The sequence below is a fragment of the Kribbella sp. NBC_00662 genome (genome assembly GCF_041430295.1).
In the GTDB taxonomy this organism is placed as follows: domain Bacteria; phylum Actinomycetota; class Actinomycetes; order Propionibacteriales; family Kribbellaceae; genus Kribbella.
The window spans coordinates 2,253,654-2,273,750 of the sequence record NZ_CP109029.1; the positions used below are offsets into that span (position 1 = coordinate 2,253,654).

The 20,097-nt window shown below is 68.4% G+C and carries 22 protein-coding genes; 13 read left to right on the plus strand and 9 right to left on the minus strand.

The features are described 5' to 3' along the window. The first annotated feature begins 1 nt into the window (after nt 1). Nucleotides 2-778 carry a sugar phosphate isomerase/epimerase family protein gene (locus OHA10_RS11460; RefSeq protein WP_371406156.1) on the plus strand — a complete coding sequence of 259 codons (777 nt, stop codon included), beginning with the start codon at nt 2-4 and terminating at the stop codon, nt 776-778. On the opposite strand, the gene OHA10_RS11465 is transcribed toward OHA10_RS11460, so the two are convergent. Further along, nucleotides 745-1,305: a TetR family transcriptional regulator gene (locus OHA10_RS11465; protein WP_371406157.1), complete on the minus strand. Its 561-nt coding sequence runs from the start codon at nt 1,303-1,305 to the stop codon at nt 745-747. The two genes, OHA10_RS11460 and OHA10_RS11465, sit on opposite strands and share 34 nt — an antisense overlap. A gap of 94 nt (nt 1,306-1,399) precedes the next feature. Between OHA10_RS11465 and OHA10_RS11470 the strand changes: the two genes are divergently transcribed. Further along, the gene (locus OHA10_RS11470; protein ID WP_371406158.1) at nt 1,400-2,542 is read left to right on the plus strand and encodes an FAD-dependent oxidoreductase; all 1,143 of its coding nucleotides are present in this window, start codon (nt 1,400-1,402) and stop codon (nt 2,540-2,542) included. Here the strand turns inward: OHA10_RS11470 and OHA10_RS11475 are convergent. Beyond that, complete coding sequence (locus OHA10_RS11475; RefSeq protein WP_371406159.1) at nt 2,539-3,537, minus strand: LacI family DNA-binding transcriptional regulator; 999 nt, start codon at nt 3,535-3,537, stop codon at nt 2,539-2,541. The genes OHA10_RS11470 and OHA10_RS11475 overlap by 4 nt on opposite strands. A gap of 280 nt (nt 3,538-3,817) precedes the next feature. Here OHA10_RS11475 and OHA10_RS11480 point away from each other — a divergent pair, with 280 nt between their 5' ends. From OHA10_RS11480 to OHA10_RS11500, 5 genes are all read left to right on the plus strand, one after another. After that, entirely contained in the window at nt 3,818-5,305 is a 1,488-nt protein-coding gene (locus tag OHA10_RS11480) for an alpha-N-arabinofuranosidase (protein ID WP_371406160.1), read from the plus strand. Nucleotides 5,306-5,317: 12 nt separating this feature from the next. Next, on the plus strand, nt 5,318-7,522 hold the full coding sequence (locus tag OHA10_RS11485) for a family 43 glycosylhydrolase (protein ID WP_371406161.1): 2,205 nt from the start codon (nt 5,318-5,320) through the stop codon (nt 7,520-7,522). Further along, nucleotides 7,523-8,410, plus strand: coding sequence for a glycoside hydrolase family 43 protein (locus tag OHA10_RS11490; protein ID WP_371406162.1), 888 nt, complete (start codon nt 7,523-7,525; stop codon nt 8,408-8,410). A 162-nt stretch (nt 8,411-8,572) separates the two neighbouring features. After that, on the plus strand, nt 8,573-8,758 hold the full coding sequence (locus OHA10_RS11495) for a hypothetical protein (RefSeq protein WP_371406163.1): 186 nt from the start codon (nt 8,573-8,575) through the stop codon (nt 8,756-8,758). Between the two features lies 1 nt (nt 8,759). Then, nucleotides 8,760-9,593, plus strand: a complete 834-nt coding sequence (locus OHA10_RS11500) for a hypothetical protein (protein ID WP_371406164.1) — start codon at nt 8,760-8,762, stop codon at nt 9,591-9,593. On the opposite strand, the gene OHA10_RS11505 is transcribed toward OHA10_RS11500, so the two are convergent. Beyond that, nucleotides 9,580-10,947 (minus strand): PLP-dependent aminotransferase family protein, encoded by a 1,368-nt coding sequence (locus OHA10_RS11505; RefSeq protein WP_371406165.1) that lies wholly within the window; start codon nt 10,945-10,947, stop codon nt 9,580-9,582. The genes OHA10_RS11500 and OHA10_RS11505 overlap by 14 nt on opposite strands. 18 nt (nt 10,948-10,965) lie before the next feature. On the opposite strand from OHA10_RS11505, the gene sigJ reads away from it, so the two are divergent. The 3 genes from sigJ (at nt 10,966) to OHA10_RS11520 (ending at nt 13,903) form a co-directional block, all read left to right on the plus strand. After that, the gene (gene sigJ, locus OHA10_RS11510; RefSeq protein WP_371406166.1) at nt 10,966-11,910 is read left to right on the plus strand and encodes an RNA polymerase sigma factor SigJ; all 945 of its coding nucleotides are present in this window, start codon (nt 10,966-10,968) and stop codon (nt 11,908-11,910) included. 82 nt (nt 11,911-11,992) lie between these two features. After that, nucleotides 11,993-13,165: an NAD(P)/FAD-dependent oxidoreductase gene (locus OHA10_RS11515; protein WP_371406167.1), complete on the plus strand. Its 1,173-nt coding sequence runs from the start codon at nt 11,993-11,995 to the stop codon at nt 13,163-13,165. Nucleotides 13,166-13,222: 57 nt separating this feature from the next. After that, nucleotides 13,223-13,903: a pyridoxamine 5'-phosphate oxidase family protein gene (locus tag OHA10_RS11520; protein ID WP_371406168.1), complete on the plus strand. Its 681-nt coding sequence runs from the start codon at nt 13,223-13,225 to the stop codon at nt 13,901-13,903. Here the strand turns inward: OHA10_RS11520 and OHA10_RS11525 are convergent. From OHA10_RS11525 to OHA10_RS11545, 5 genes are all read right to left on the minus strand, one after another. Beyond that, the gene (locus tag OHA10_RS11525) at nt 13,900-14,685 is read right to left on the minus strand and encodes an ABC transporter permease (RefSeq protein WP_371406169.1); all 786 of its coding nucleotides are present in this window, start codon (nt 14,683-14,685) and stop codon (nt 13,900-13,902) included. The two genes, OHA10_RS11520 and OHA10_RS11525, sit on opposite strands and share 4 nt — an antisense overlap. Next, nucleotides 14,682-15,623, minus strand: coding sequence for an ATP-binding cassette domain-containing protein (locus OHA10_RS11530; RefSeq protein WP_371406170.1), 942 nt, complete (start codon nt 15,621-15,623; stop codon nt 14,682-14,684). The genes OHA10_RS11525 and OHA10_RS11530 overlap by 4 nt, the downstream gene beginning before the upstream one ends. Before the next feature lie 168 nt (nt 15,624-15,791). Next, on the minus strand, nt 15,792-16,316 hold the full coding sequence (locus tag OHA10_RS11535) for an EXLDI protein (protein WP_371406171.1): 525 nt from the start codon (nt 16,314-16,316) through the stop codon (nt 15,792-15,794). A gap of 56 nt (nt 16,317-16,372) precedes the next feature. Beyond that, the gene (locus tag OHA10_RS11540) at nt 16,373-16,987 is read right to left on the minus strand and encodes a hypothetical protein (protein WP_371406172.1); all 615 of its coding nucleotides are present in this window, start codon (nt 16,985-16,987) and stop codon (nt 16,373-16,375) included. Between the two features lie 31 nt (nt 16,988-17,018). After that, nucleotides 17,019-17,603 carry a PQ-loop domain-containing transporter gene (locus OHA10_RS11545; protein ID WP_371406173.1) on the minus strand — a complete coding sequence of 195 codons (585 nt, stop codon included), beginning with the start codon at nt 17,601-17,603 and terminating at the stop codon, nt 17,019-17,021. Between the two features lie 81 nt (nt 17,604-17,684). On the opposite strand from OHA10_RS11545, the gene OHA10_RS11550 reads away from it, so the two are divergent. Beyond that, a complete protein-coding gene (locus OHA10_RS11550) occupies nt 17,685-18,131 on the plus strand; it encodes an Lrp/AsnC family transcriptional regulator (protein WP_371406174.1) in 447 nt (148 codons plus the stop codon). A 159-nt stretch (nt 18,132-18,290) separates the two neighbouring features. On the opposite strand, the gene OHA10_RS11555 is transcribed toward OHA10_RS11550, so the two are convergent. After that, nucleotides 18,291-18,551: a cell division protein CrgA gene (locus tag OHA10_RS11555; RefSeq protein ID WP_371406175.1), complete on the minus strand. Its 261-nt coding sequence runs from the start codon at nt 18,549-18,551 to the stop codon at nt 18,291-18,293. A gap of 102 nt (nt 18,552-18,653) precedes the next feature. Here OHA10_RS11555 and OHA10_RS11560 point away from each other — a divergent pair, with 102 nt between their 5' ends. Together OHA10_RS11560 and OHA10_RS11565 are read left to right on the plus strand one after the other, a co-directional pair. Then, nucleotides 18,654-19,424: a DUF881 domain-containing protein gene (locus tag OHA10_RS11560; RefSeq protein ID WP_371406176.1), complete on the plus strand. Its 771-nt coding sequence runs from the start codon at nt 18,654-18,656 to the stop codon at nt 19,422-19,424. Between the two features lie 8 nt (nt 19,425-19,432). After that, nucleotides 19,433-20,050, plus strand: a complete 618-nt coding sequence (locus OHA10_RS11565; RefSeq protein WP_371406177.1) for an aminodeoxychorismate/anthranilate synthase component II — start codon at nt 19,433-19,435, stop codon at nt 20,048-20,050. The last annotated feature ends 47 nt before the right edge of the window (nt 20,051-20,097 follow it).

A 20,097-nucleotide genomic window follows, 5' to 3' on the forward strand; every position in this document is an offset into this window, starting at 1 on the left:
CATGCGCTTAGGTTTCGCCACTCTCGGTTGCCCCGGAGCTCCACTCGACGAGGTCCTAGCGCTTGCCCAGGGCAACAAGTTCACCGGCCTGGAACTGCGGGCCGCGCCGGACGAGTTCACCAACACCGGGCTGACCGCGGCCGAGCGGCGTGAGCTGCGGACCCGGATCGAGGACGCCGGCCTGGAGATCTTCGCGGTCAGCAGCTACGTGAAGCTCTGCGCGGTCGAGGAGCAACCGCTCGAAGCCCATCTCGAGCTGGCTGGGGATCTCGGCGCCCGCGGTGTCCGCGTCTTCCCCGGTGATGACCCGGATGCGACGGAGTCTCCCAGCGCAGGCGAGATCCGCGCTCTCGACCGGGTGACGACCGCACCGCGGGACGTCCCGATCCTGCTGGAGACGCACGACTCGCACTCGACCGCCCGCCAGGTCGCGGCGTTCTGCGCGCTGCTCGACGCCGACGTCCCCGGCCACAACGTGAAGGCCATCTGGGACAGCTCGCACACCTGGTCGCACGGTGAGACGCTGGCCGAATCGTTTGCCTTGCTCGAGCCGTGGATCGAGGTCGTGCAGTTCAAGCAGGCCGACTCGCAGCAGGACTACCGCCCGGTCGCGATCGACGCCGGCGACTTCCCGATCCAGGAGCTGCTGCAGACCCTCGACGGCACCGACTACCCACTCTCACTGGAGTGGGAGCTCAAGTGGCACCCGCAACTGCCGTCGTTGGCCGAGACGCTCCCCGCCGTTCACACCTGGCTGGGCACCGGCGAGGTCAAGTAGCGCGTGATCGTCGGGCCGAGCCACGCGACCGCTTCGTCGGTGGACAGGCCGACGATCGGCTCGAACTCGAGGATGTACCGGCACAGCGCGAAGCCGAGCGCCTGTGTCGCGATCAGTCCCGCCCGCACGGCCGGCTGATCCATGGCGGCCCGCTCGAACGCGGGAGTCAGCTGCCCGATGAACACCTGCCGCATCCGTTCCGCCGCGGCCTCGTTGGTGACCGCCGTACGCAGCAGCACCCGTAGCGTGTCGTCCGCCTCCCAACGCTCCACCAGATGCCGGACCAGCACCTCCCCGGTCCGCTCCCGCGGTACGTCGCTCAGATCCGGCAGCCGTACGTCGAACTCCGCTGCCGCCGCGAACAGCTTCTCCTTGCTGCCGTAGTACCGCATCACCATCGCCGGGTCGATAGCCGCGTCGGCCGCGATCGCCCGGATCGTTGCCCGCTCGTACCCGTCCGCGCCGAACCGCTCCCGCGCCGCGGCCAGGATCGACGCCCGGGTCCGGTCCGACTTCTTCTCCGCCATGCCCCCAGCATATGCCAACGGTTGTTGACTTTTGCCGGAGCGAGTCCTATCGTAAAAGTCAACAAGCGTTGATAAATGGTGGGAAGGAGCGACGATGACTCCGCAGAATGCAGAGGTCGTAGTGGTGGGTGCGGGTCCGGTCGGGCTCGCGGTGGCGGTCGGACTACGGCTGCACGGGCACGACGTCGTGGTGATCGACAAGCAGGCCGAGGGCACGAACACCTCGCGGGCGTGCGTGATCCACCCGCGGACGCTGGAGGTGCTCGAGCCGCTCGGGGTGACCAAGCAGCTCGTTGACCGCGGTCTGGAGCTGGAGGACTTCTCGATCCGGGCCGGCGACCGCAAGCTGATCCCGGTCGGCTTCGAGGACCTGCCGACGCAGTATCCGTTCGTCACGATGATCCCGCAGCCCGTCACCGAGCAGGTCCTGCTCGAGCGGCTCGAGGAGCTCGGCGGCTCGGTCCTCCGCCCGTACGCCGCGACCGGGCTGCGCCAGACCGCCGACGGTGCCGAGGTCACGCTCGACAACGGCGACGTGATCCAGGCGCAGTACGTCGTGGCCGCCGGCGGCATGAACAGCACGATTCGTGAGCTGGCCGGAGTGCGGATGCCCGGCAACACGCTGGAGCTGTCGTTGAGCCTGGTCGACATCCGTGTCGACGGCGGCCTGCCGACCGACGAGGTCGGGCTGTACCTCGCGGCGTCCGGACTGCTCGTGGTTGCCCCGCTGCCGGACGGAAGCTTCCGCCTGGTCGCCGAGGTGCACGATGCACCGGAGCACCCGGACATCGCGTTCGCGCAGGACCTGGTCGACGACCGCGGTCCGCGGGGCGGGCACCCGAAGGTCACCGAGCTGGTCTGGGGTTCACGCTTCCGGATCCACGAGCGGGTCGCGGACGAGTACCGGTCCGGTCGCGTGCTGCTCGCCGGCGACGCGGCCCACACCCACAGCCCGGCAGGTGGTCAGGGCATGAACCTCGGTCTCCGCGACGCCGTCGTACTGGCTGATGCGCTGTCGGAGGCACTGGCCGGTGACGACTCGGGTCTGGACACGTACGCCGAGAACAGCCGTGCGGAGGCGGTCCGGGTCATCGGCCTGGCACACCGCTTGACCCGGATGGCCAATGTCCCGCGGGCGATCCGTCCGGTGCGGAACGCCGTACTCGGTCTGGCCGGCCGTGTCGGCAAGGCGCAGGACGGCCTGGCCAAGCAGCTCGCCGGCTTCCCGGAGCGCTAGCCGGCCGTCGATCCGCGGATCTGCAGGGTGTACGGAACGGTGAGGTCGCGGTGGGCGGCCTCACCGTTTCCCGCGATCCGGTCCAGGAGCAGGGCGACCGCGTTGTCGGCGAGCCACTCCTTGTCCGGGGAGATCGTGGACAGCGTCGGCGAGTGGTACCGGCCGTCCTCGATGTCGTCGAAGCCGACCACGGCGACGTCATCCGGAACGCGCAGGCCGGCGTCGGCCAGCGTCCGCAGTGCGCCGAGGGCGAGGAGGTCGTTGAAGCAGAAGACTGCGTCCGGTGGCTCGGGTAGCGCCAGCAGTTCGCGCATCGACGCGGCGCCGTCCTCCCGGTGGTATCCGGTCCCGGCGAGCTCGAGCGCGGGATCGTGGGGCAGGCCGGCCGCCTTGAGCGCCTTCCGGTACCCCTTCCGTCGTACCGCGCCGGTGCTCGTCCCGCCGACGCCGATCGCCGCGATCCGCCGTCGTCCGATCGCGATGAGATGCGTAGTGGCGTCGCACGACGCCTGGACCGAGTCGACCGCGACCCGGTCGAACTGGCCGCCGGCCGGTCGCTCGCCGAGCAGAACCAGCGGCTTCCCGGCGTCGGCGACGGTCAGCTTGGCCGGCACGGTGGTGATCGGGGAGAAGATGATGCCGTCGATCAGCTGCCCGCGCATCCCGTCCAGGACGAACTTCTCGGCCGCTGCCTCGCCCTCGGTCTGGTCGATCAGCACGGTGATCCCGCGGCGCTTGGCGGCCCGGCTGATCTCGGCGCCCAGCTCGGCGAAGTACGGCGAGGCCATCTCCGGGATCGCCAGCGCGATGAAGTCCGAGCGGCCCTTGCGCAGCGAGCGGGCGCTGACGTTCGGCCGGTAGTCCAGTGCGGCGATCGCGGCCTCGACCTTGGCCCGGGTCCGCGCGGTGATGTGCGGGTAGTCGTTGATCACGTTCGAGACGGTCTTCACCGAAACGCCGGCCCGTGCGGCTACGTCACTCAGCCTGGTCGCCATCCCGAGAACCTCCAGTCACCCGCCTGTCGCCCGAGTCTGCCACGCCCACCGCCCCCCATCCCCTCCAGCCGCCTCCTCCACCAATTTCGCTGGCTGACCCATCAACTCGGGGGTTCGTGACCCCGATTCCGGGTCACGAACCCACCTGCTGGTGGGCGAGCCAGGCAAATTGGTGGGTGAGCCAGGCAAACGAGGTGAGGGGTGGGTGAGGTCTTTACAGCGATTGTCAATCGTTGTAGACAACCACGTTAAACGTTGTAAACGACTCTGGGGAGGCCCTGTGGCTCGACTTGTGGTTGACCCAGCGTTCGTCGTGGGGGCGTTGGACCGGCGGCTGTTCGGGTCGTTCGTGGAGCACATGGGGCGGTGCGTTTACACCGGGATCTACGAGCCGGAGCATCCGCGAGCCGACGCCGACGGGTTCCGGGAGGACGTGCTGGAGCTGGTCCGGGAGCTCGGCGTGACCGCGGTCCGCTATCCCGGCGGGAACTTCGTCTCGAACTACGACTGGGAGGACGGCGTCGGCCCGAAGGACCAGCGGCCGCGGCGACTCGACCTGGCCTGGCGGGCGATCGAGCCGAACCAGTTCGGCACCGACGAGTTCGTCGCGTGGTCGCGCAAGGCCGGCGTACAGCCGATCTGGGCGGTCAACCTCGGTACCCGCGGGATCCGCGAGGCGGTCGACCTGCTGCAGTACTGCAACCTCCCGGCCGGGACCGCGCTCAGCGACCGGCGGGTCGCGAACGGCAGCCCGGAGCCGCACGACATCCGGATCTGGTGCCTGGGCAACGAGATGGACGGCCCGTGGCAGATCGGCCACAAGACCGCTGACGAGTACGCGCGGCTCGCCGAGGAGACCGCGAACGCGATGCGTCGCGTCGAGCCCGGCCTCGAGCTGGTCGCCTGCGGTTCGAGCAACGCCGGCATGCCGACGTTCGGCGAGTGGGAACGCGTCGTGCTCGAGCGGACGTACGACCTCGTCGACCACATCAGCCTGCACGCGTACTACGAACCGCGCGACGGCGACCAGGCGAGCTTCCTGGCCGCCGCCGAGGAGATGGACCGGATGATCTCGTCGGTGATCGCGACCGCCGATCACGTGAAGGCGCTCAAGCGCAGCGACAAGGAGCTGACGCTGTCGTTCGACGAGTGGAACGTCTGGTACCAGCAGCACTTCCCGGGTGAGCTCGGTCTCGGCATCCGTGAGGTCGGCCCGCTGATCGAGGACAGCTACACCGTCGACGCCGCGGTGGTGGTCGGCAGCCTGCTGATCACGCTGCTCCGGCACGCCGATCGGGTGAAGATCGCTTGCCTGGCGCAACTGGTCAACGTGATCGCCCCGATCCGCACCGAGCCCGGCGGCCGCGCCTGGCGGCAGACGATCTTCCACCCGTTCGCGTTGACCGCGCGGTACGCCGGTCCGACCGTGCTGCAGACCGCGGTCACCGGCGGGCCGGAGATCGACACCGCCGCCTTCGGCAAGGTCCCGGCGTTGTGGAGCACAGCGACGTACGACGAGAACACCGGTGAGACCGCGATCTTCGTGGTGAACCGGAGCGAGACCGACAAGATCGACCTGGAGATCCCGGTGACCGGCCTCGCGCTCGCCGAGCATCTCGCCCTGTACGACGAGGACCGGTCCGCGGTGAACACCGCTGACCACCCGGACCGGGTGACGCCCCGGTCCGTGGACGGCACCGAGATCGTCGACGGTGTCTGCACCGCCACGCTGCCACCGGCTTCGTGGCATTTGATCCGTTTGAGTTGAAGGGACCGCCCTGTGCCTTCGAAACGACTGCTCGCCACAGCACTTGCTGTCGTCGCAGTAGCGGCTGGTACGTCGGCCGCCACCGCGGCGCCGGTCGTCACCACCACCAACCCGATAACGGCCGGCTTCGCCGACTCCTTCGCCGACCCGTCGATCATCCAGGGCCGCGACGGCTACTGGTACGCGTACGCCACCTCCGACCCACTCGTTGCCAACGGCCCGTTCGGCCTGATGCACATGGCCCGGACCAAGGACTTCAGTTCCTGGGAGTACCTCGGCACGGTCTTCGACGACCAGACCAAGCCCGCCTGGGCCGCGCCCGGTTCGTTCTTCTGGGCGCCGGACATCCGGTACTTCGATGGCCGTTACGTCATGTACTTCACCGTCACGGACACGCTGGCCAACCCCGGCGGTGATCCGGCCATCGGTGTCGCCACGGCGCCGACGCCTGCCGGACCCTGGACCGCTGGTGACGGTCCAGTGGTCGCACCGCGCCCCGACGGCAACGGCGGCTATCTCGGCACCATCGACCCGGCCATGCTGACAGCCGCGGACGGCAAGCGGTACCTGTACTACGGCGGCTTCAACGGCGGCATCTCGGTGACCGAGCTGAGCGCTGACGGCATGCACGCGGTCGGCACTCCGACCCAGGTCACGATCGGCGACCGCTACGAAGGTTCGTACGTCGTCTACCGCGACGGCTGGTACTACTTCATGGGCTCGTCGATGAACTGCTGCGCCGGCCCGACCACGGGGTACTCCGTCTTCGCCGGCCGGTCGCGCTCCCCGCGCGGCCCGTTCGTTGATGCCGACGGCGCCAAGCTCACCGACTCCCGCGTCGGCGGCACGACGGTCATCACGCAGAACGGCAACAAGTGGATCGGGCCCGGCCACCACGCGTTCATCACCGACGCGGCCGGTCAGGACCACATCGTGTACCACGCGATCGACCGCGGTACGCCGTGGCTGACCGACCCGTTCGGCATCAACCGCCGGCCGATGCTGATCGACCAGATCGACTGGATCAACGGCTGGCCCCGAACCCGCGCCGGCCTGGGCCCGTCCGAAGGTCCGGTGCCTGCGCCCACGACCGGCTCCGGGCTGGGCATCGACTCAACCAACCCTGCGGCTGGTCTTGTCGGCGCAACAGCCAACCCCGGCGACTCGGTTGGCGGACCCACTGCCTTGATCCGTGGCGCAGCCCAAACCCGTGCGTCCGCTCCTGGCGGGTCCCTGCGCGTGGAAGCGGACGTCAAGCTCGGCTCGTCTTTCACCACAGTGCTGGGCAACCAGGTGGTTGCGACTGTTGCGAACAATCGTCTGACCCTCGCGGTGGGCCGTCGTACGACGTCGGTCAACCTGCCGGCCGACTTCGACCGCACGCAGTGGAACAAGCTGTCGGTGCAGGTGGGCGGATCCGGCGTGACGGCACGACTGAACGACGCCGGCCTTGGAGATGTCTACGCGGAGGCGCGGTTGCCCGGGCTGACGTTGCACTCGGCGCCGGTGCGGTGGCTCGGGTCGGCTGAGGTGGACAACCTGACCGTGCGTCCCGTTGCCAAGCCGGTGACGAAGCTGGCTCCTGTGCCGCGGACCGGGAAGCTGCTCGCGGGTGACGACTTCAACGGGGCCCTCGGAGCGGACTGGTCCTGGGTGCGGCAGGACGACAAGGCAACTGTTGCCGACGGCAACCTGAACTGGCCGCTGGAGAACGCGGACATGGTGGGCAGCGGGAACAACGCCGGCCTCCTCCTGCACGCGACGCCGGCCGGGAAGAGCTGGGTCGCCGAGACCAAGTTGCACCTCGACACCGGTATCGACGACGTCCGCAACTATCAGCAGGCCGGCATGATCGTCTACCTGAACGACGACGACTTCGCCCGGCTCGGCGACGTCGCGATCTGGAAGACCCGGCAGACGGAGTACGGCCGCGAGCTGGTGGCACGACCGTCCGACGGCGCCACGTCGTACGGCGCTGCCGCGATCGGACGGACCGCGCCGACGATGTGGATGCGGATCGCGTACCACGAGAACGCCGCCGGCGAACACGTCTACCAGGCCGGCACGTCGGTCGACGGCAAGAACTGGACCTGGGGCGCCTCCTGGGTCCTCCCGGCTGCCGCGCGTATCGGCCTGTACGCCCACGGCGAGTTCACCGGCGCCAACCCGCCACCCGTCGCAACCTTCGACTACCTGAAGTTCTACGAGAGTAAATAGATGTTCACCAATCCGGTGTACGACGGCAGCTTCGCTGATCCGCAGATCATTGCGGTTGGCAACGAGTACTTCGCGTTCGCCACCAACGGGCCGCTCGGCAACGTCCAGACGTTGACGTCGACGGATCTCGTGTCGTGGCAGCAGGTCGGTGATGCGCTGCCGTCGTTGCCGGATTGGACCGCGCCCGGCAGGGTGTGGGCGCCCGAGGTGGCCGTGCACGCGGCGGACCGGTACGTCATGTACTACACGACGCGCGATCTGGTGTCCGGTCACCAGTGCGTCGGCGTCGCGGTCGCGTCCACACCCCAAGGTCCATATGTCGACAAATCTCCACAACCGTTCGTCAGTCAGGCCGACGAGGGTGGATCGATCGACGCGTCGCCGTTCCAGGACTCGAGCGGCCGACGCTGGCTGTACTGGAAGAACGACGGCAACGCGATCGGCGTGGACACCTGGATCTACGTCTCCGAACTGTCCGACGACGGCCTCACGCTGGTCGGCCCCGTGCATCGCCTGATCAAGCAGGACCTGCCGTGGGAGGGCAACCTCGTCGAGGCGCCGTACATGGTCGAGCGGAACGGGAAGTTCCACCTCTTCTACTCCGGCAACGCCTTCGACAAGTCGACGTACGCCGTCGGCCACGCCCTCTGCGAATCCCCCGTCGGCCCCTGCACCAAGTCCGGCGCCCCCATCCTCACCACCTCCCCCGACGCCGCCGGCCCAGGCCACAACATGGTCCTCGGCAACTGGTTCGTCTACCACGCCTGGGACCCCACCCAGGTCGGCACCGACCCCAAGGGCCGCACCATGTGGCTCTCCCAACTGACCTGGAACGGCGACACCCCAGTCGTCCAACCACCGCTCGCACGGAACCCGCTGGATCCGTAACCTTTCCGGTCCTCGCCGCATCTGGCTCTGTGGAAGAACCAGTTCTGGGGAGGGGATCGCTATGCGACGCACCGATGTCTCCAGCCTGGCGGGGGCGGTCGCGTTGACCGTGGCGGTGTTCGTGCCATCGGCACACGCCGCCGGGTCAGCTGCGGCTGAGGCATGTCGGATGAATCCGAGGTTGGTGACCGCCAAGGGGCCGGCTCCGGCTATCAGTACGCCGTGGGCCATGCGAACGGCACGTCCACGGTGATCAACAGCCTGGGCAAGGTCACCGGCACCTTCCCGGACCCGGTGTACTTCCGCTGGGGTCCGGTCTTCTATCTCGACCCACTGAACGGAGACTGACGTGCTGCTGACAGCCATCCTCGCCACCGCGGCCTGCTCGCTCGCGCCCGGGTCCGTGCTCGAGAGCGGAGCACAGGACAACGGTGGGATCACCGTGGGCTACCCGGCCCGCACCGTCGGGCTGCCCGGTCCGATCTTCGGCGTCTTCGCGCCCGGAGCCGTCCGACTCAGTACGACGTTCACGAGCGACGCGTCGAACCTGGGTGCCACCAACGAGGGCTGGGTCGTACAAGGCGACTCGTTGTACTACCGCACGTACTCGATCGACACGATGAACGAGTTCGTCCCGGGCCTCCCGAACGTGACGCAGCGGATCGGCGGCGGCTGGTCGAAGTTCACAGCGTTGGAGGTATCCCAGACCACCGCCCGCACGACGGCGTACGGACTGCGCAGCGACGGCACACTCAATCGCTGGACGGTCATCGGCAACACGTGGCGGAGCAGCGGATCGGCGACCGGGTTCGCGGCGGTGAAGTCGATGGCGCTCATCAGCAAGACCGCGACGTACGACGCGTTCCTCGCGAACACCCGCGGCGGCGCGCTCTACACGATCCACATCCCGATCGCAGGGACGATGAAGCCGATCGTGAAGCCGGTCCGCACCAAGACCTGGCAGGGGTTCGAGAAGCTGCTCGCGAGCAAGTGCGGCAACTACGGCACGCTGCTCGTCGGCATCGACAAGGACACCAGGACCGCATACACGTACGCCGTTGGCCGCGCCAACGGTACTGCCACCGTGATCGGCCACGTCAGCTCGTCCGCCGGCAGCTACAAGGCGCCGGTGTACTTCCGCTGGGGCAGCACGCCGGACATCGACCCGCTCAACGGCGAGTAAGAACCTCGGTCAGGATCGTCAGGGCGCGGTGGAGATCGGACGGCGACGGCGTCGCGTAGCCGATCACCAGCCCTGGCGGTCCTGACACGCTGCGCCTGTACTCCGACAGCGGCGCCACGACCACACCCGCCTCCCGAGCCGCGGCCGCGATCCGGACATCGTCCGCGTCGTCGGGCAGCAGCAGCGTGACGTGCAGACCGGCGTCCTGGCCGATGACCTGTCCGTACGGCGAGAGCACCGCGACCGTGTGCGTACGGCGGTCCGCGTACAAGCGGCGTCCGCGGCGTACGGCCTGGTCGAGGTAACCGTCGCGGAGCATGGCGAGCATGGCGGCCTGCATCGGCCACCCGGGCCAGTCGCCCGAGTTGGCGCGGAAGGCGGCCAGGCGGTCGACGGTCTCCTCGGACGCCACCAGCCACCCGAGGCGGAGCGCGGGGCTGATCGTCTTCGACAGCGTGCCGAGGTGGACGACCCGCTCCAGGTCGAGCTGGGCGAGCGCCGGCAGTGGCGCGACGTCGTACCGGAACTCGCTGTCGTAGTCGTCCTCGATCAGCTGTGCGCCGGTCCGACGCGCCCAGCGGATCAGCTCGTTGCGTCGGGCAACGGGGAGTCGGCCGCCGAGCGGGTACTGGTGGGACGGCGTGACGTAGACAGCGGTGACGTCGTCGGTCAGTGCGCCGACCTGCAGACCGTCCTCGTCGACCGGTACGTCGACGATCTCCAGCCGGTGGTCGCGGGCGGCGACGACCGCGTTGAGGTACCCGGGGTCCTCGATCGCGATCCGGTCGCCCGGTTCCCGGGTGACGGTGAGCAGCAGCCGGAGCCCGTGAACGGTGCCGTTGGTGACTAGCACATTCTCCGGACCGCAGGCGATGCCGCGGACCCGGGCGACGTGGTCCGCGAGCGCGGCGCGCAGTGCGGGGAGTCCGGCCGCCTCGTCGTACCCGCCCGGTGGTGACTGGGTGGACACCTCACGCCATGCGCGCCGCCAGCCCGGATCCGGCGTCGGGGCGATGTACGGGATGCCGGGGCGCAGCGTCAGGAGCTTCGCGTCGGCGTCGAGCGGGTGCGGTGTGCGTCGCCGTACGGCCGGTTGCAGCGGCACGACGTCCGTGACGAACGTGCCGGCGCCGGTCCGCCCCTCGATCCAGCCCTCGGCATGCAGTTGGTCGTACGCCGCCTGCGTCACGGACCGCGATACCGACAGCTCCCGGGCGAGGTCACGCGTGGACGGCAGCCGATGACCGGCCTGGAGCCGCCCGTCGACCACGGCGGCGCGGAACTGTTCGGCGAGCTGCAGGTGCAGCGGCAGACCTGTCGTCCGGTCGATCGTCAGCGGCAGTGAACTCTGCACAGCAACTAGGATCCCAGCATGACCATGACCGCCGAGGACGTGTCTCGTTTCGAGCGGTCCAGGCGCCGGCTCGAGGCCATCGCGTACCGCCTCCTCGGATCGGCCGGCGAGGCCGAGGACGCCGTCCAGGAGACGTTCCTGCGCTGGCAGGCCGCGGACATCGCCCACATCGAGGTCCCCGAGGCGTGGCTGACGAAGGTGCTCACCAATCTCTGCCTGAACCAGCTCGCCTCCGCCCGCGCGCGGCGCGAGACGTACGTCGGCCAATGGCTGCCCGAGCCGCTGCTCGACGGCGACCCGATGCTCGGCCCGGCGGACACCGTGGAGCAGCGCGAGTCCGTGTCGTACGCCGTACTCACGCTGATGGAGCGCCTGTCGCCGAACGAGCGGGCGGTCTACGTGCTCCGGGAGGCGTTCGACTACCCGCACCGCGAGATCGCCGAGATCCTCGAGATCAGCGAATCCTCCAGCCAGCAGATCCTCCGCCGCGCGAAGCAGCACCTGGCGGACGGCAAGGCACGCACCGAGGTCGACGAGGCCGTGGCCCGGCAGATCGTGGACGAGTTCCTCGCCGCCGCGACCAGCGGCCGGACCGACTCGATCGTCCGGCTGCTCACCGCCGACGCGATCTCGGTCGGCGACGGCGGCGGCAAGGTTCCGGCCCGCACCACCGCGATCGAAGGTGCGCTCGCGGTCGCCCGCTTCCTGCGCGGCCTGTTCAAACCGACCGAGGCGAAGCGCGTGTACGTCAGCGGTCCGGCGGAGGTCTACGCCTGGCCGGTCAACAGCGAACCCGCACTCGTGGTGGTCGTGAACGACGAGGTCATCGGCGTCATGTGCCTCGAGGTGACCGCCGACGGTGTGACCGCGGTCCGCACCCAGGCGAACCCGGACAAGCTGGCGCGGGCGACCGAGCTGTTCGCGGCCTCCGATCATGGAGAACCACTGACGACCATCCTGTGACGTGGTTCACATCGCGTTCCTGTCAGGAAACGGCGAGCTACCCGGTTCAAGGGTCGACACCGCATCAGACAGGAGTACGGATATGAAGCACTGCATCGTGGTCCTCGGCGCCGGGTACTCCGGAGCCATCGCAGCCGGCCGACTCGCCGCGCGGTTGTACCGCGACGAAGTCAGCGTCACCCTCGTCAACGGTGAGGCCGACTTCGTCGAGCGGGTCCGCATGCACGAGGTGGCCACCGGCCGGGACCTCAAGCTGCGCTCGTTCGAGCAGATGTACGCCGGGACCGGCGTCGTACTGAAGATCGCGAAGGTCACCGGGGTGGACGTCGACTGCAAGACGGTCACGCTCGACTCGGAGGAACTGGAGTACGACACGCTCGTGTACGCGCTCGGCAGCGGCTGGAACTCGCAGGGCGTCCCCGGCGCCGCCGAGCACGCCTACGAGATCGCCAGTCGGCCGGGCGCCCTCCGGCTGCGTGAGCGGCTGGCCTCACTGACGGCCGGGCAGACCGTGACCGTTGTCGGTGGTGGCCTCACCGGCGTGGAGTTCGTGACCGAGCTGGCCGAGTCCCGGCCCGACCTCGATGTCGCGCTCGCGGTCCGCGGAGAGCTCGGTGACTGGTTGTCTCCCAAGGGGCGCCGGCACCTGCGGAAGGTCGTCGACCGGCTCGGCATCACCGTGCACGAGAACACGGCAGTGACCCGCGTCGACGCGGATCAGGTCATAGCGGCCGACGGCGGGACGATCCCGGCCGCGGTCACCGTGTGGACGGCCGGGTTCGCCGTGAACCCGATCGTGCAGGCGACTTCGCTGGAGGCCACCGACACCGGGCGGATCGTGGTTGACGCGACCATGCGGTCCGTCTCGCACCCGGATGTGTACGCGGTCGGCGACGCGGCGTACGCGATGGGGTCGAAGAACAAGCCGCTACGGATGTCGTGCGCGTCGGGTCAGCCGATGGCGTGGCAGGCGGCCGACTCGATCGCGGCCCGGTTGACCGGTGGCAAGCTTCCGCACGCGCCGCTGTTCTACTTCAACCAGTGCATCTCGCTGGGGCGGAAGAACGGGCTGATCCAGTACGTCACCACCGACGACCGGGCCGTCAACGCGACCCTGACGGGCCGGGTAGCCGCCGTCTACAAGGAGTTCATCTGCAGGGGCGCCGCCTGGAGCGTGGAGAACCCGATGGTCGGCATGCCGACGCGGCGCCGCCACGTGATCCGTCAGGCTGCTCTGCTGGCCTCAGTGGACTAGCTGATTCGAGCCGGAATGGCCCGTGCTGCCAGGCCACTCGTCGTTGAACCTAGTTGCATGACCACTACGCCGTTGCAGCCGACTGCCCGGACCTCACTACGTCGCTCGAAGGAACGTGCCGCCACCGACCGGCAGGTGCTGTACGACGTACTGCTCGACGGCATGTTCTGCCACCTCGGCGTAGTGGTCGACGGCGATCCGCTCGTGCTGCCGACGGCGTACGGCGTGGATCTGGATCGCGGGCCGGACGGGACGCTGTACCTGCACGGCTCGGTCGCCGCACGCAGCGTGGTCGCGGCGCCGGAGCAGACGGTCTGCGTGACGATCACGCACACCGACGGGCTGGTGCTGGCGCGGTCCGCGTTCCACCACTCGGTGAACTACCGGTCGGCGGTCATCTTCGGCGTACCGCGGCTGGTCACCGACCCCGACGAGAAGCTGCACGGTCTCAATCGGATCGTCGACCACCTGGTCCCCGGCCGGTCGACCGCCGTACGGCCACCGAACCGCAAGGAGCTGGCCAAGACGTCGGTGCTCGCGCTCTCGCTCACCGAAGCCTCGGTGAAGACCCGCTCCGGACCCGCCAACGACGACGAGCAGGACCTCGACCTGCCCTACTGGACAGGCGTGATCCCGCTCCACGTCGTCGCCGGCGAGCCGGAGAACAACCCTGACTGCGACCTCCTGGTGCCCGCCCATGTCCGCACCCGCGCGAACCTGATGGGCGCTCCCTCCTAGGCCACCGTCCCCTTGTTGTAGTTCTTCTGGGCCCAGAAGTAGCCGACGACCGCGATCGCGGCGCACCAGGCGACCGCCAGCCAGCCGTCGCCGCTGTCCATCGGCGTACCGAGCAGCAGGTGCCGCAGCGTGTCGATGATCGGGGTGAACGGCTGGTACTCGGCGAACCACCGGATGCCGCTCGGCATCGCGTCCAGCGGGATGAACGTGTTGCTCAGGAAGGGCAGCAGCAAGGCGATCGGCAGGACGACGTTGCTCGCAGCCTCCGGCGTCTTGCTGGTCAGCCCGAGGGCGATCGCGAACCAGGTCAGGCCGACGGTCACCGCGATCAGCAAGGCGGCCGCGAGCAGCCAGTCAACGACCGACGCGTTCGGACGGAACCCGATCAGGACCGCGAAGCCGACCACCAGAGCCAGGCTCGCGATCGTCAGGATCACGTTGCCCAGCACGTGCCCGGTCAGCACCGCCGGCCGGAAGATCGCCATCGTGCGGAACCTGGTCACGATGCCCTCGGTCATGTCCATGCAGACCGCGACCGCGGGCGACATGGTCCCGGAGGCGATCGACATCAGCAGGATTCCCGGGGTGAGGAAGTTGATGTAGTTGCCCCGTCCGCCCCCGCCGCCGAGACCGTTCGCGAACGTGTCGCCGAAGATCAGCCCGAACAGCAGGATCATGATCACCGGCATCCCGAGGGCGCCGAGGGACAGGCCCGGGTACCGCTGGGCGTGGCGTAGGTTGCGACGGAGCATGGTCCCGGTGTCTTGCAGTGCGTAGCTCATTTCGCGGCAACTTTCTCGGTGGGCTGACCGGTGACGGCGAAGAACACGTCATCCAGGTCGGGCGTGTGGACAGTGAGTTCGTCGACCTCGAGCGAGGCGTCGTCGATGCGGGCCAGCAGGTCGCGCAGCGCGTGCACGCTGCCGTCGTTCGGCACCTGCAGGACGAGTGATTCGTGATTCGGTACTGCGGTCGGCAGCACCTGCCCCGCCAGCGCGAACGCGTCCGGGGAGGTGAACCGGAGCCGGATGTGGCCGCCCGGTGCGAGCCGCTTCAGCTCCTCCGGCGTACCTTGGGCGACCAGTCGGCCGTGGTCGAGGACGGCGATCCGGTCGGCCAGTTGGTCGGCCTCGTCCAGGTACTGCGTGGTGAGCAGGACCGTGACGCCGCCGGCGACGAGTTCGCGGATCATCGTCCACATCTGGTGCCGGCTGCGCGGGTCGAGACCGGTGGTCGGCTCGTCCAGGAAGATGATCTGCGGGCGGCCGACCAGCGTCATGGCGATGTCGAGCCGGCGCTTCATACCGCCGGAGTACGTCATCGCCAGCTTCTTGCCGGCCTCGACCAGGTCGAACTGCTCGAGCAACTCGTCGGCCCGCAGCCGCGCCTCGTTCTTGCCGAGGTGGTACAGGTCGGCCATCAGGATCAGGTTCTCCCGGCCGGTCATCAGGCCGTCGACCGCGGAGAACTGGCCGGTGACGCCGATCGCGGCGCGGACCGCCTCGGGGTTGCGGTGCAGGTCGTGGCCGGCCACCCGGATCTCGCCGGCGTCGGCGGTGACGAGTGTGGACAGGATCTGCACCGCGGTGGTCTTGCCGGCGCCGTTCGGGCCGAGCAGGGAAAAGATGGTGCCTTCGGCAACGTTCAGGTCGATGCCGTCGAGCACGAGTTTCTCGCCGTAGGACTTGCGCAGTCCGGTGACGTCGATCGCAGCTGACATGAGTGTTCCTCGTCTGTTTCCGGGCAGGGCGAACCTGCCCCAGGTGGCCAAGGGGTTGTTTCGGGCGTGTTCGACCGCCCCGCGACCCGTCAGGTCGCCGGTATCGGGTTAGGTGTCGCGCCACTCCCGGCGCCGAAGGCGCCGTGCTTTTAGCTGTTGTATTTAGAGCTAAATGTCGAGGTCCTCGACGGCCGGCTGGTTCGCGGCTTCCTCGACCAGCTCGTAGAGGTCCTCCGGGATCAGTTCGCGGAGTTCCTCGACCGTCTCCACGATGTAGAGCGTGGCCTCACCCTGCGCCATGCTCCAGGACTGGTCGCTGCTCCAGTTGCCGATCCAGGAACGCCAGCCGGTCAGGTAGCGCTCGTCGTCGCCGCTGACGGTGTACTGGCTGCGGCGATCGGCGTGCAGGACGAACTTGCCGGTCCGGCTCCGGTAGACCTTGAATGCCTCGTACCCGGTGCTCTTCGACCGGCCGCCCTCGGCCAGCAGTACGCCGGAAAACCGCTGCTTGCGGCCGGCGCCCCGGCCCACCCGCACGGTGATCTCGTCGTACCCCTCGAGCCGTCCCTCTTCGAGCTCGACGTACTTGCGCAGCGCGATCGAGATCGCCGAAGACAGGTTCCCGGCCAACTCCTGCGCCTTCTTGTACAACGGCAGGTCGTCGTCGGACACGTAGATCGTCTTGTTTGGCATCGCTCCTCCTACGTAGAACTATACGCAGAAGGCTACGCACATGTCTACATATATCTCTACGTAGATGCAGGCGAGTACAGCCAGGGGTCGGAAAGGTCGAAGTACTCCGGAGGTACGGCGTCCAGCGCGTTCAGTTCGTCGACCTCCGCCTTCAGGTCCTCCGGCGGCTCCTTGCGCTCGCCTTCGCGGGCCTCGGCCTCGGAGCTGAAGTAGAACGCCGACGTGAAGCCGCCGTCGTCGGACAGCGCAAAGAGACTGCCGAGGAGGTCGGGCCGGAAGCTCGCCCACTCGTCCGGGTGCTGGTCCATCACCGTGCGGACGCGGTCCGGATCGGTCACTCGGCCGCGAATGATCTGGACGAACCCGGCTGCGCCCGGATCGCCGAGCAGGCCGAGCGTCACATCCTCGGTGTCGCTGAACGCGGCGTCGCCGCTGAACAGCGCCGAGAACTCGTGCCACCACTTGTCCTGGGCCGGCGACTCACTGTTGCGCCGTGCGACCTCGGCGGACTCGAAGCGCGCGAGCGCGATGAACCTTCCGTCCGCGGTGACGCCGGCGGTGGTCCCCAACCAGCCGGACGCCTCGGGCGCCAGTTCTTCCATCCACCGATCCATCGCTGCGTGGGCCTGAGCGACGTCGGTGAGCTGCCCATGGATGACCTGTACGAACATGGTGCGACCCTCCCCGGTCTCCCCCAGGTCGCTACCGCTGTTCCGACAGTACGCCTGCCTGTTGCGCACGGGCGAGCATCAGGATGCCGGCCAGCACGCCGGTGATGCCGAGGGTGATGAGGCGGGCGTCGGATTTCCACAGGCCGAAGATCAGCCAGCAGGACAGCTCACCGCACACGAGCGCCCAGGTCCCCTTCGAGATGCCCGTTGGGTGGGTGGTCCGGTACGCCGTCCAGAGCGAGGGTGCGACCTGGACGATCGAGGCGGCGGCGAGCAGTGTGCCCAGACCGACCCGGCCGCCGACTGTGGCGGCGAGTGCGAGAAGGCCGGCCCACGCAGAGATCCAGCCGATGGCGCGGCGGTTGAGAGCGCCGCGGCGTACCAGCAACACCGAGACGGTGGCGGCGAGGGTGCTGGCGGCGGTCGACGGCAGGCTCGCGGTCCAGTAGCCGGATGCCATGAAGTAGCAGAACCAGGCGGCGTTGTTGATGCTCGTCAGCGTCGCCCAGGACCAGGAGACTCCGGCCGTGTCCCCGGTCCGGCGAAGTTTGAGGATCTGCGGAAGGTACTGCGGAATGCCGAAGCAGGCTGCTGCGATAGGCAGGAGGTCGAGCATGGCGCAAGATTACGGCTGAATCGACGAAGTTTTCGTGCGAATTCATGCTCAACCGGAGCTCCCAACGATAGGATCTTTGCCGTGGATGCCATCGATCGCAAGATCCTTGCGGTGCTACAGGCCGAGGGGCGGCTGACGGTGACCGAGCTGGCCCAGCGGATCGGGTTGAGTGCGGCGCCGTGTCATCGCCGGCTGCGGGAGCTCGAGCGTGGCGGGGTGATCTCCGGCTACCGGGCTGTCGTCGACCCCGGCGCGGTCGGGCGCGGGTTCGAGGTGCTGCTCGCAGTGACGATGGACCGGGAGGAGTCGGTGGCCGGGTTCGAGGCCGGGCTCGCGGAGATCCCGGAGGTGGTGCACGCCGAGCGGCTGTTCGGTGAGCCGGACTACTTCGTCCGCGTGGCGACCGCGGACATCGCGACGTTCCAGCGGCTGCGGGACGAGCGGCTGGCGCGGCTGCCGGGTGTCCAGCGGATGACCTCGACGATTGTGATGAAGAAGGTCGTGGACAACCGGCCGCTGCCAACGTGAACAGTGTGGAAACTCATCCGCTCAAACCTGAGTTATCCACAGATTTGGGGCATTTCGGGCGGATTTCGTGGAGAAGTAACGGTCAGCTTGGGGACAACTCACCCGAATCGGTGTGCACAACTGGGGATACGGGTGTGGATAACTCTCGGATGACCGTGGTCAGACCCACTGGGTGGAGACGACGAAGCCGACCGCGATCAGGCCCATGCCGATCAGCAGGTTCCAGTTGCCGAGGTCGTCCATCACCGGGATGTCCTGGCCGGCCACGTAGAAGACGACCAGCCAGGCCAGACCGAGCAGCCAGCAGAACAGCATCAGCGGCGCGACCCACACGCGGCTGGTGGTGCGGGGCCTCTTCGGGGTCTTCTCGACCTTGACCTTCTCGGTCTTCTTCTTGTTGCGACTGCTCGACTCGGGCACGACTGAACTCCTTGTAAGGACGGACGCATAAGCTGACCGCTGACGACCTGTGCGGGTCCGGCTCGGGTTAGCGTAGTGCAGACAGCAACATGGAGATCACTGGTGCGTAGGTTCAGGCGGATTTCGCTGTGGCGCGTGGGTGCGCCGCTGGCGCTGCTGTGCGCCGGTCTGCTGTTCGCGACCAGTGCGACCAACGCCCGTGGCACGGACCTGCGGCCCAGTCGCAACACTACGCTCGCGGGCCTGGTGGAGGAACAGAGTCGCCGCAGTGCCAGCCTGGTGCGGCAGCACGCGGCGCTGACACACGACATCGAGGCGCTCCAGGCGCAGCAGGGATCGATCGATCCGAAGCTGGCCAAGCAGTTCGAGGACCTGTCCGAGCAGGTCGGCACCCGCCCGGTCGTCGGCCCCGGCCTGACGGTCACCCTCCGCGACGCGCCACCCGAAGTGGTCAAGGAGAACCCGGACGTCGACGAGAACTGGCTGGTCATCCACCAGCAGGACATCCAGGCGGTGGTGAACGCGCTCTGGGCCGGTGGCGCCGAGGCGATGACGATCCAGAACCAGCGCGTCATCTCCACCACCGGGGTCAAGTGCGTCGGCAACTCCGTCGTACTGCACGGCGTCCCGTACCTGCCGCCGTACACGATCAGCGCGATCGGCGACCGGCGGAAACTGCAGAAGGCGCTCGACGACTCGCAGTACATCGAGAACCTGCAGGACTACGTGGTGAAGTTCCAGCTCGGGTACGACGTGAAGAGCCAGTCGTCGATCTCGATGCCGGCCTACGAAGGCACCCTGGACCTGCAGAGCGCGACCGTCCCCGGCTACGAGCGGACACCGTCGGCGAGCCCGAGCGTCACCGGGCGATAATGGTCCGCATGCCGCGGATCCTTGTCGTCGACAACTACGACTCCTTCGTCTACAACCTGGTGCAGTACCTGCAGCAACTGCAGGCCGACACCACCGTGCTGCGCAACGACGAAGTCACCCCCGACCAGGCCGGTGAGTACGACGGCGTCCTGCTCTCCCCCGGTCCCGGTACGCCGGAAGAAGCCGGCGCCTGCGTCGACATCGTGAAGGAGAAGGGCGGCGTGGTCCCGATCTTCGGGGTCTGCCTCGGTCTCCAGGCGATCGGCGTCGCGTACGGCGGTGTCGTCGGCCGCGCGGACGAACTGCTGCACGGGAAGACCAGCCAGGTGTTCCACGAGGGCGCCGGCGTACTCTCCGGACTCCCGTCGCCGTTCACCGCGACCCGGTACCACTCGCTCGCGATCGCGCAGGACACGGTGCCGGACGAGCTGCAGGTGACCGCACGCACCGAGGCCGGCGTGATCATGGCCGCCCGGCACCGCGACCTCCCGGTGGAAGGCGTGCAGTTCCACCCGGAGTCGGTGCTGACCGAGGGCGGTCACCGGATGCTCGCCAACTGGCTCGAGATCTGCGGCGACCCGGACGCGGTCGCCCGCTCGGTCGGCCTGGCGCCGGTCGTCAGCTGACCACCGGCGACTCAGCTGACCACCAGCGACTCAGCTGACCGCCGACA

Coding starts and splice junctions, on each gene's coding strand:
- OHA10_RS11460 (WP_371406156.1), top strand. CDS start 2: ATGCGCTTAGGTTTCGCCACTCTCGGTTGCCCCGGAGCTCCACTCGAC.
- OHA10_RS11465 (WP_371406157.1), bottom strand. CDS start 1,305: ATGGCGGAGAAGAAGTCGGACCGGACCCGGGCGTCGATCCTGGCCGCG.
- OHA10_RS11470 (WP_371406158.1), top strand. CDS start 1,400: ATGACTCCGCAGAATGCAGAGGTCGTAGTGGTGGGTGCGGGTCCGGTC.
- OHA10_RS11475 (WP_371406159.1), bottom strand. CDS start 3,537: ATGGCGACCAGGCTGAGTGACGTAGCCGCACGGGCCGGCGTTTCGGTG.
- OHA10_RS11490 (WP_371406162.1), top strand. CDS start 7,523: ATGTTCACCAATCCGGTGTACGACGGCAGCTTCGCTGATCCGCAGATC.
- OHA10_RS11495 (WP_371406163.1), top strand. CDS start 8,573: ATGTCGGATGAATCCGAGGTTGGTGACCGCCAAGGGGCCGGCTCCGGC.
- sigJ (WP_371406166.1), top strand. CDS start 10,966: ATGACCATGACCGCCGAGGACGTGTCTCGTTTCGAGCGGTCCAGGCGC.
- OHA10_RS11515 (WP_371406167.1), top strand. CDS start 11,993: ATGAAGCACTGCATCGTGGTCCTCGGCGCCGGGTACTCCGGAGCCATC.
- OHA10_RS11520 (WP_371406168.1), top strand. CDS start 13,223: ATGACCACTACGCCGTTGCAGCCGACTGCCCGGACCTCACTACGTCGC.
- OHA10_RS11525 (WP_371406169.1), bottom strand. CDS start 14,685: ATGAGCTACGCACTGCAAGACACCGGGACCATGCTCCGTCGCAACCTA.
- OHA10_RS11530 (WP_371406170.1), bottom strand. CDS start 15,623: ATGTCAGCTGCGATCGACGTCACCGGACTGCGCAAGTCCTACGGCGAG.
- OHA10_RS11535 (WP_371406171.1), bottom strand. CDS start 16,316: ATGCCAAACAAGACGATCTACGTGTCCGACGACGACCTGCCGTTGTAC.
- OHA10_RS11540 (WP_371406172.1), bottom strand. CDS start 16,987: ATGTTCGTACAGGTCATCCATGGGCAGCTCACCGACGTCGCTCAGGCC.
- OHA10_RS11545 (WP_371406173.1), bottom strand. CDS start 17,603: ATGCTCGACCTCCTGCCTATCGCAGCAGCCTGCTTCGGCATTCCGCAG.
- OHA10_RS11565 (WP_371406177.1), top strand. CDS start 19,433: ATGCCGCGGATCCTTGTCGTCGACAACTACGACTCCTTCGTCTACAAC.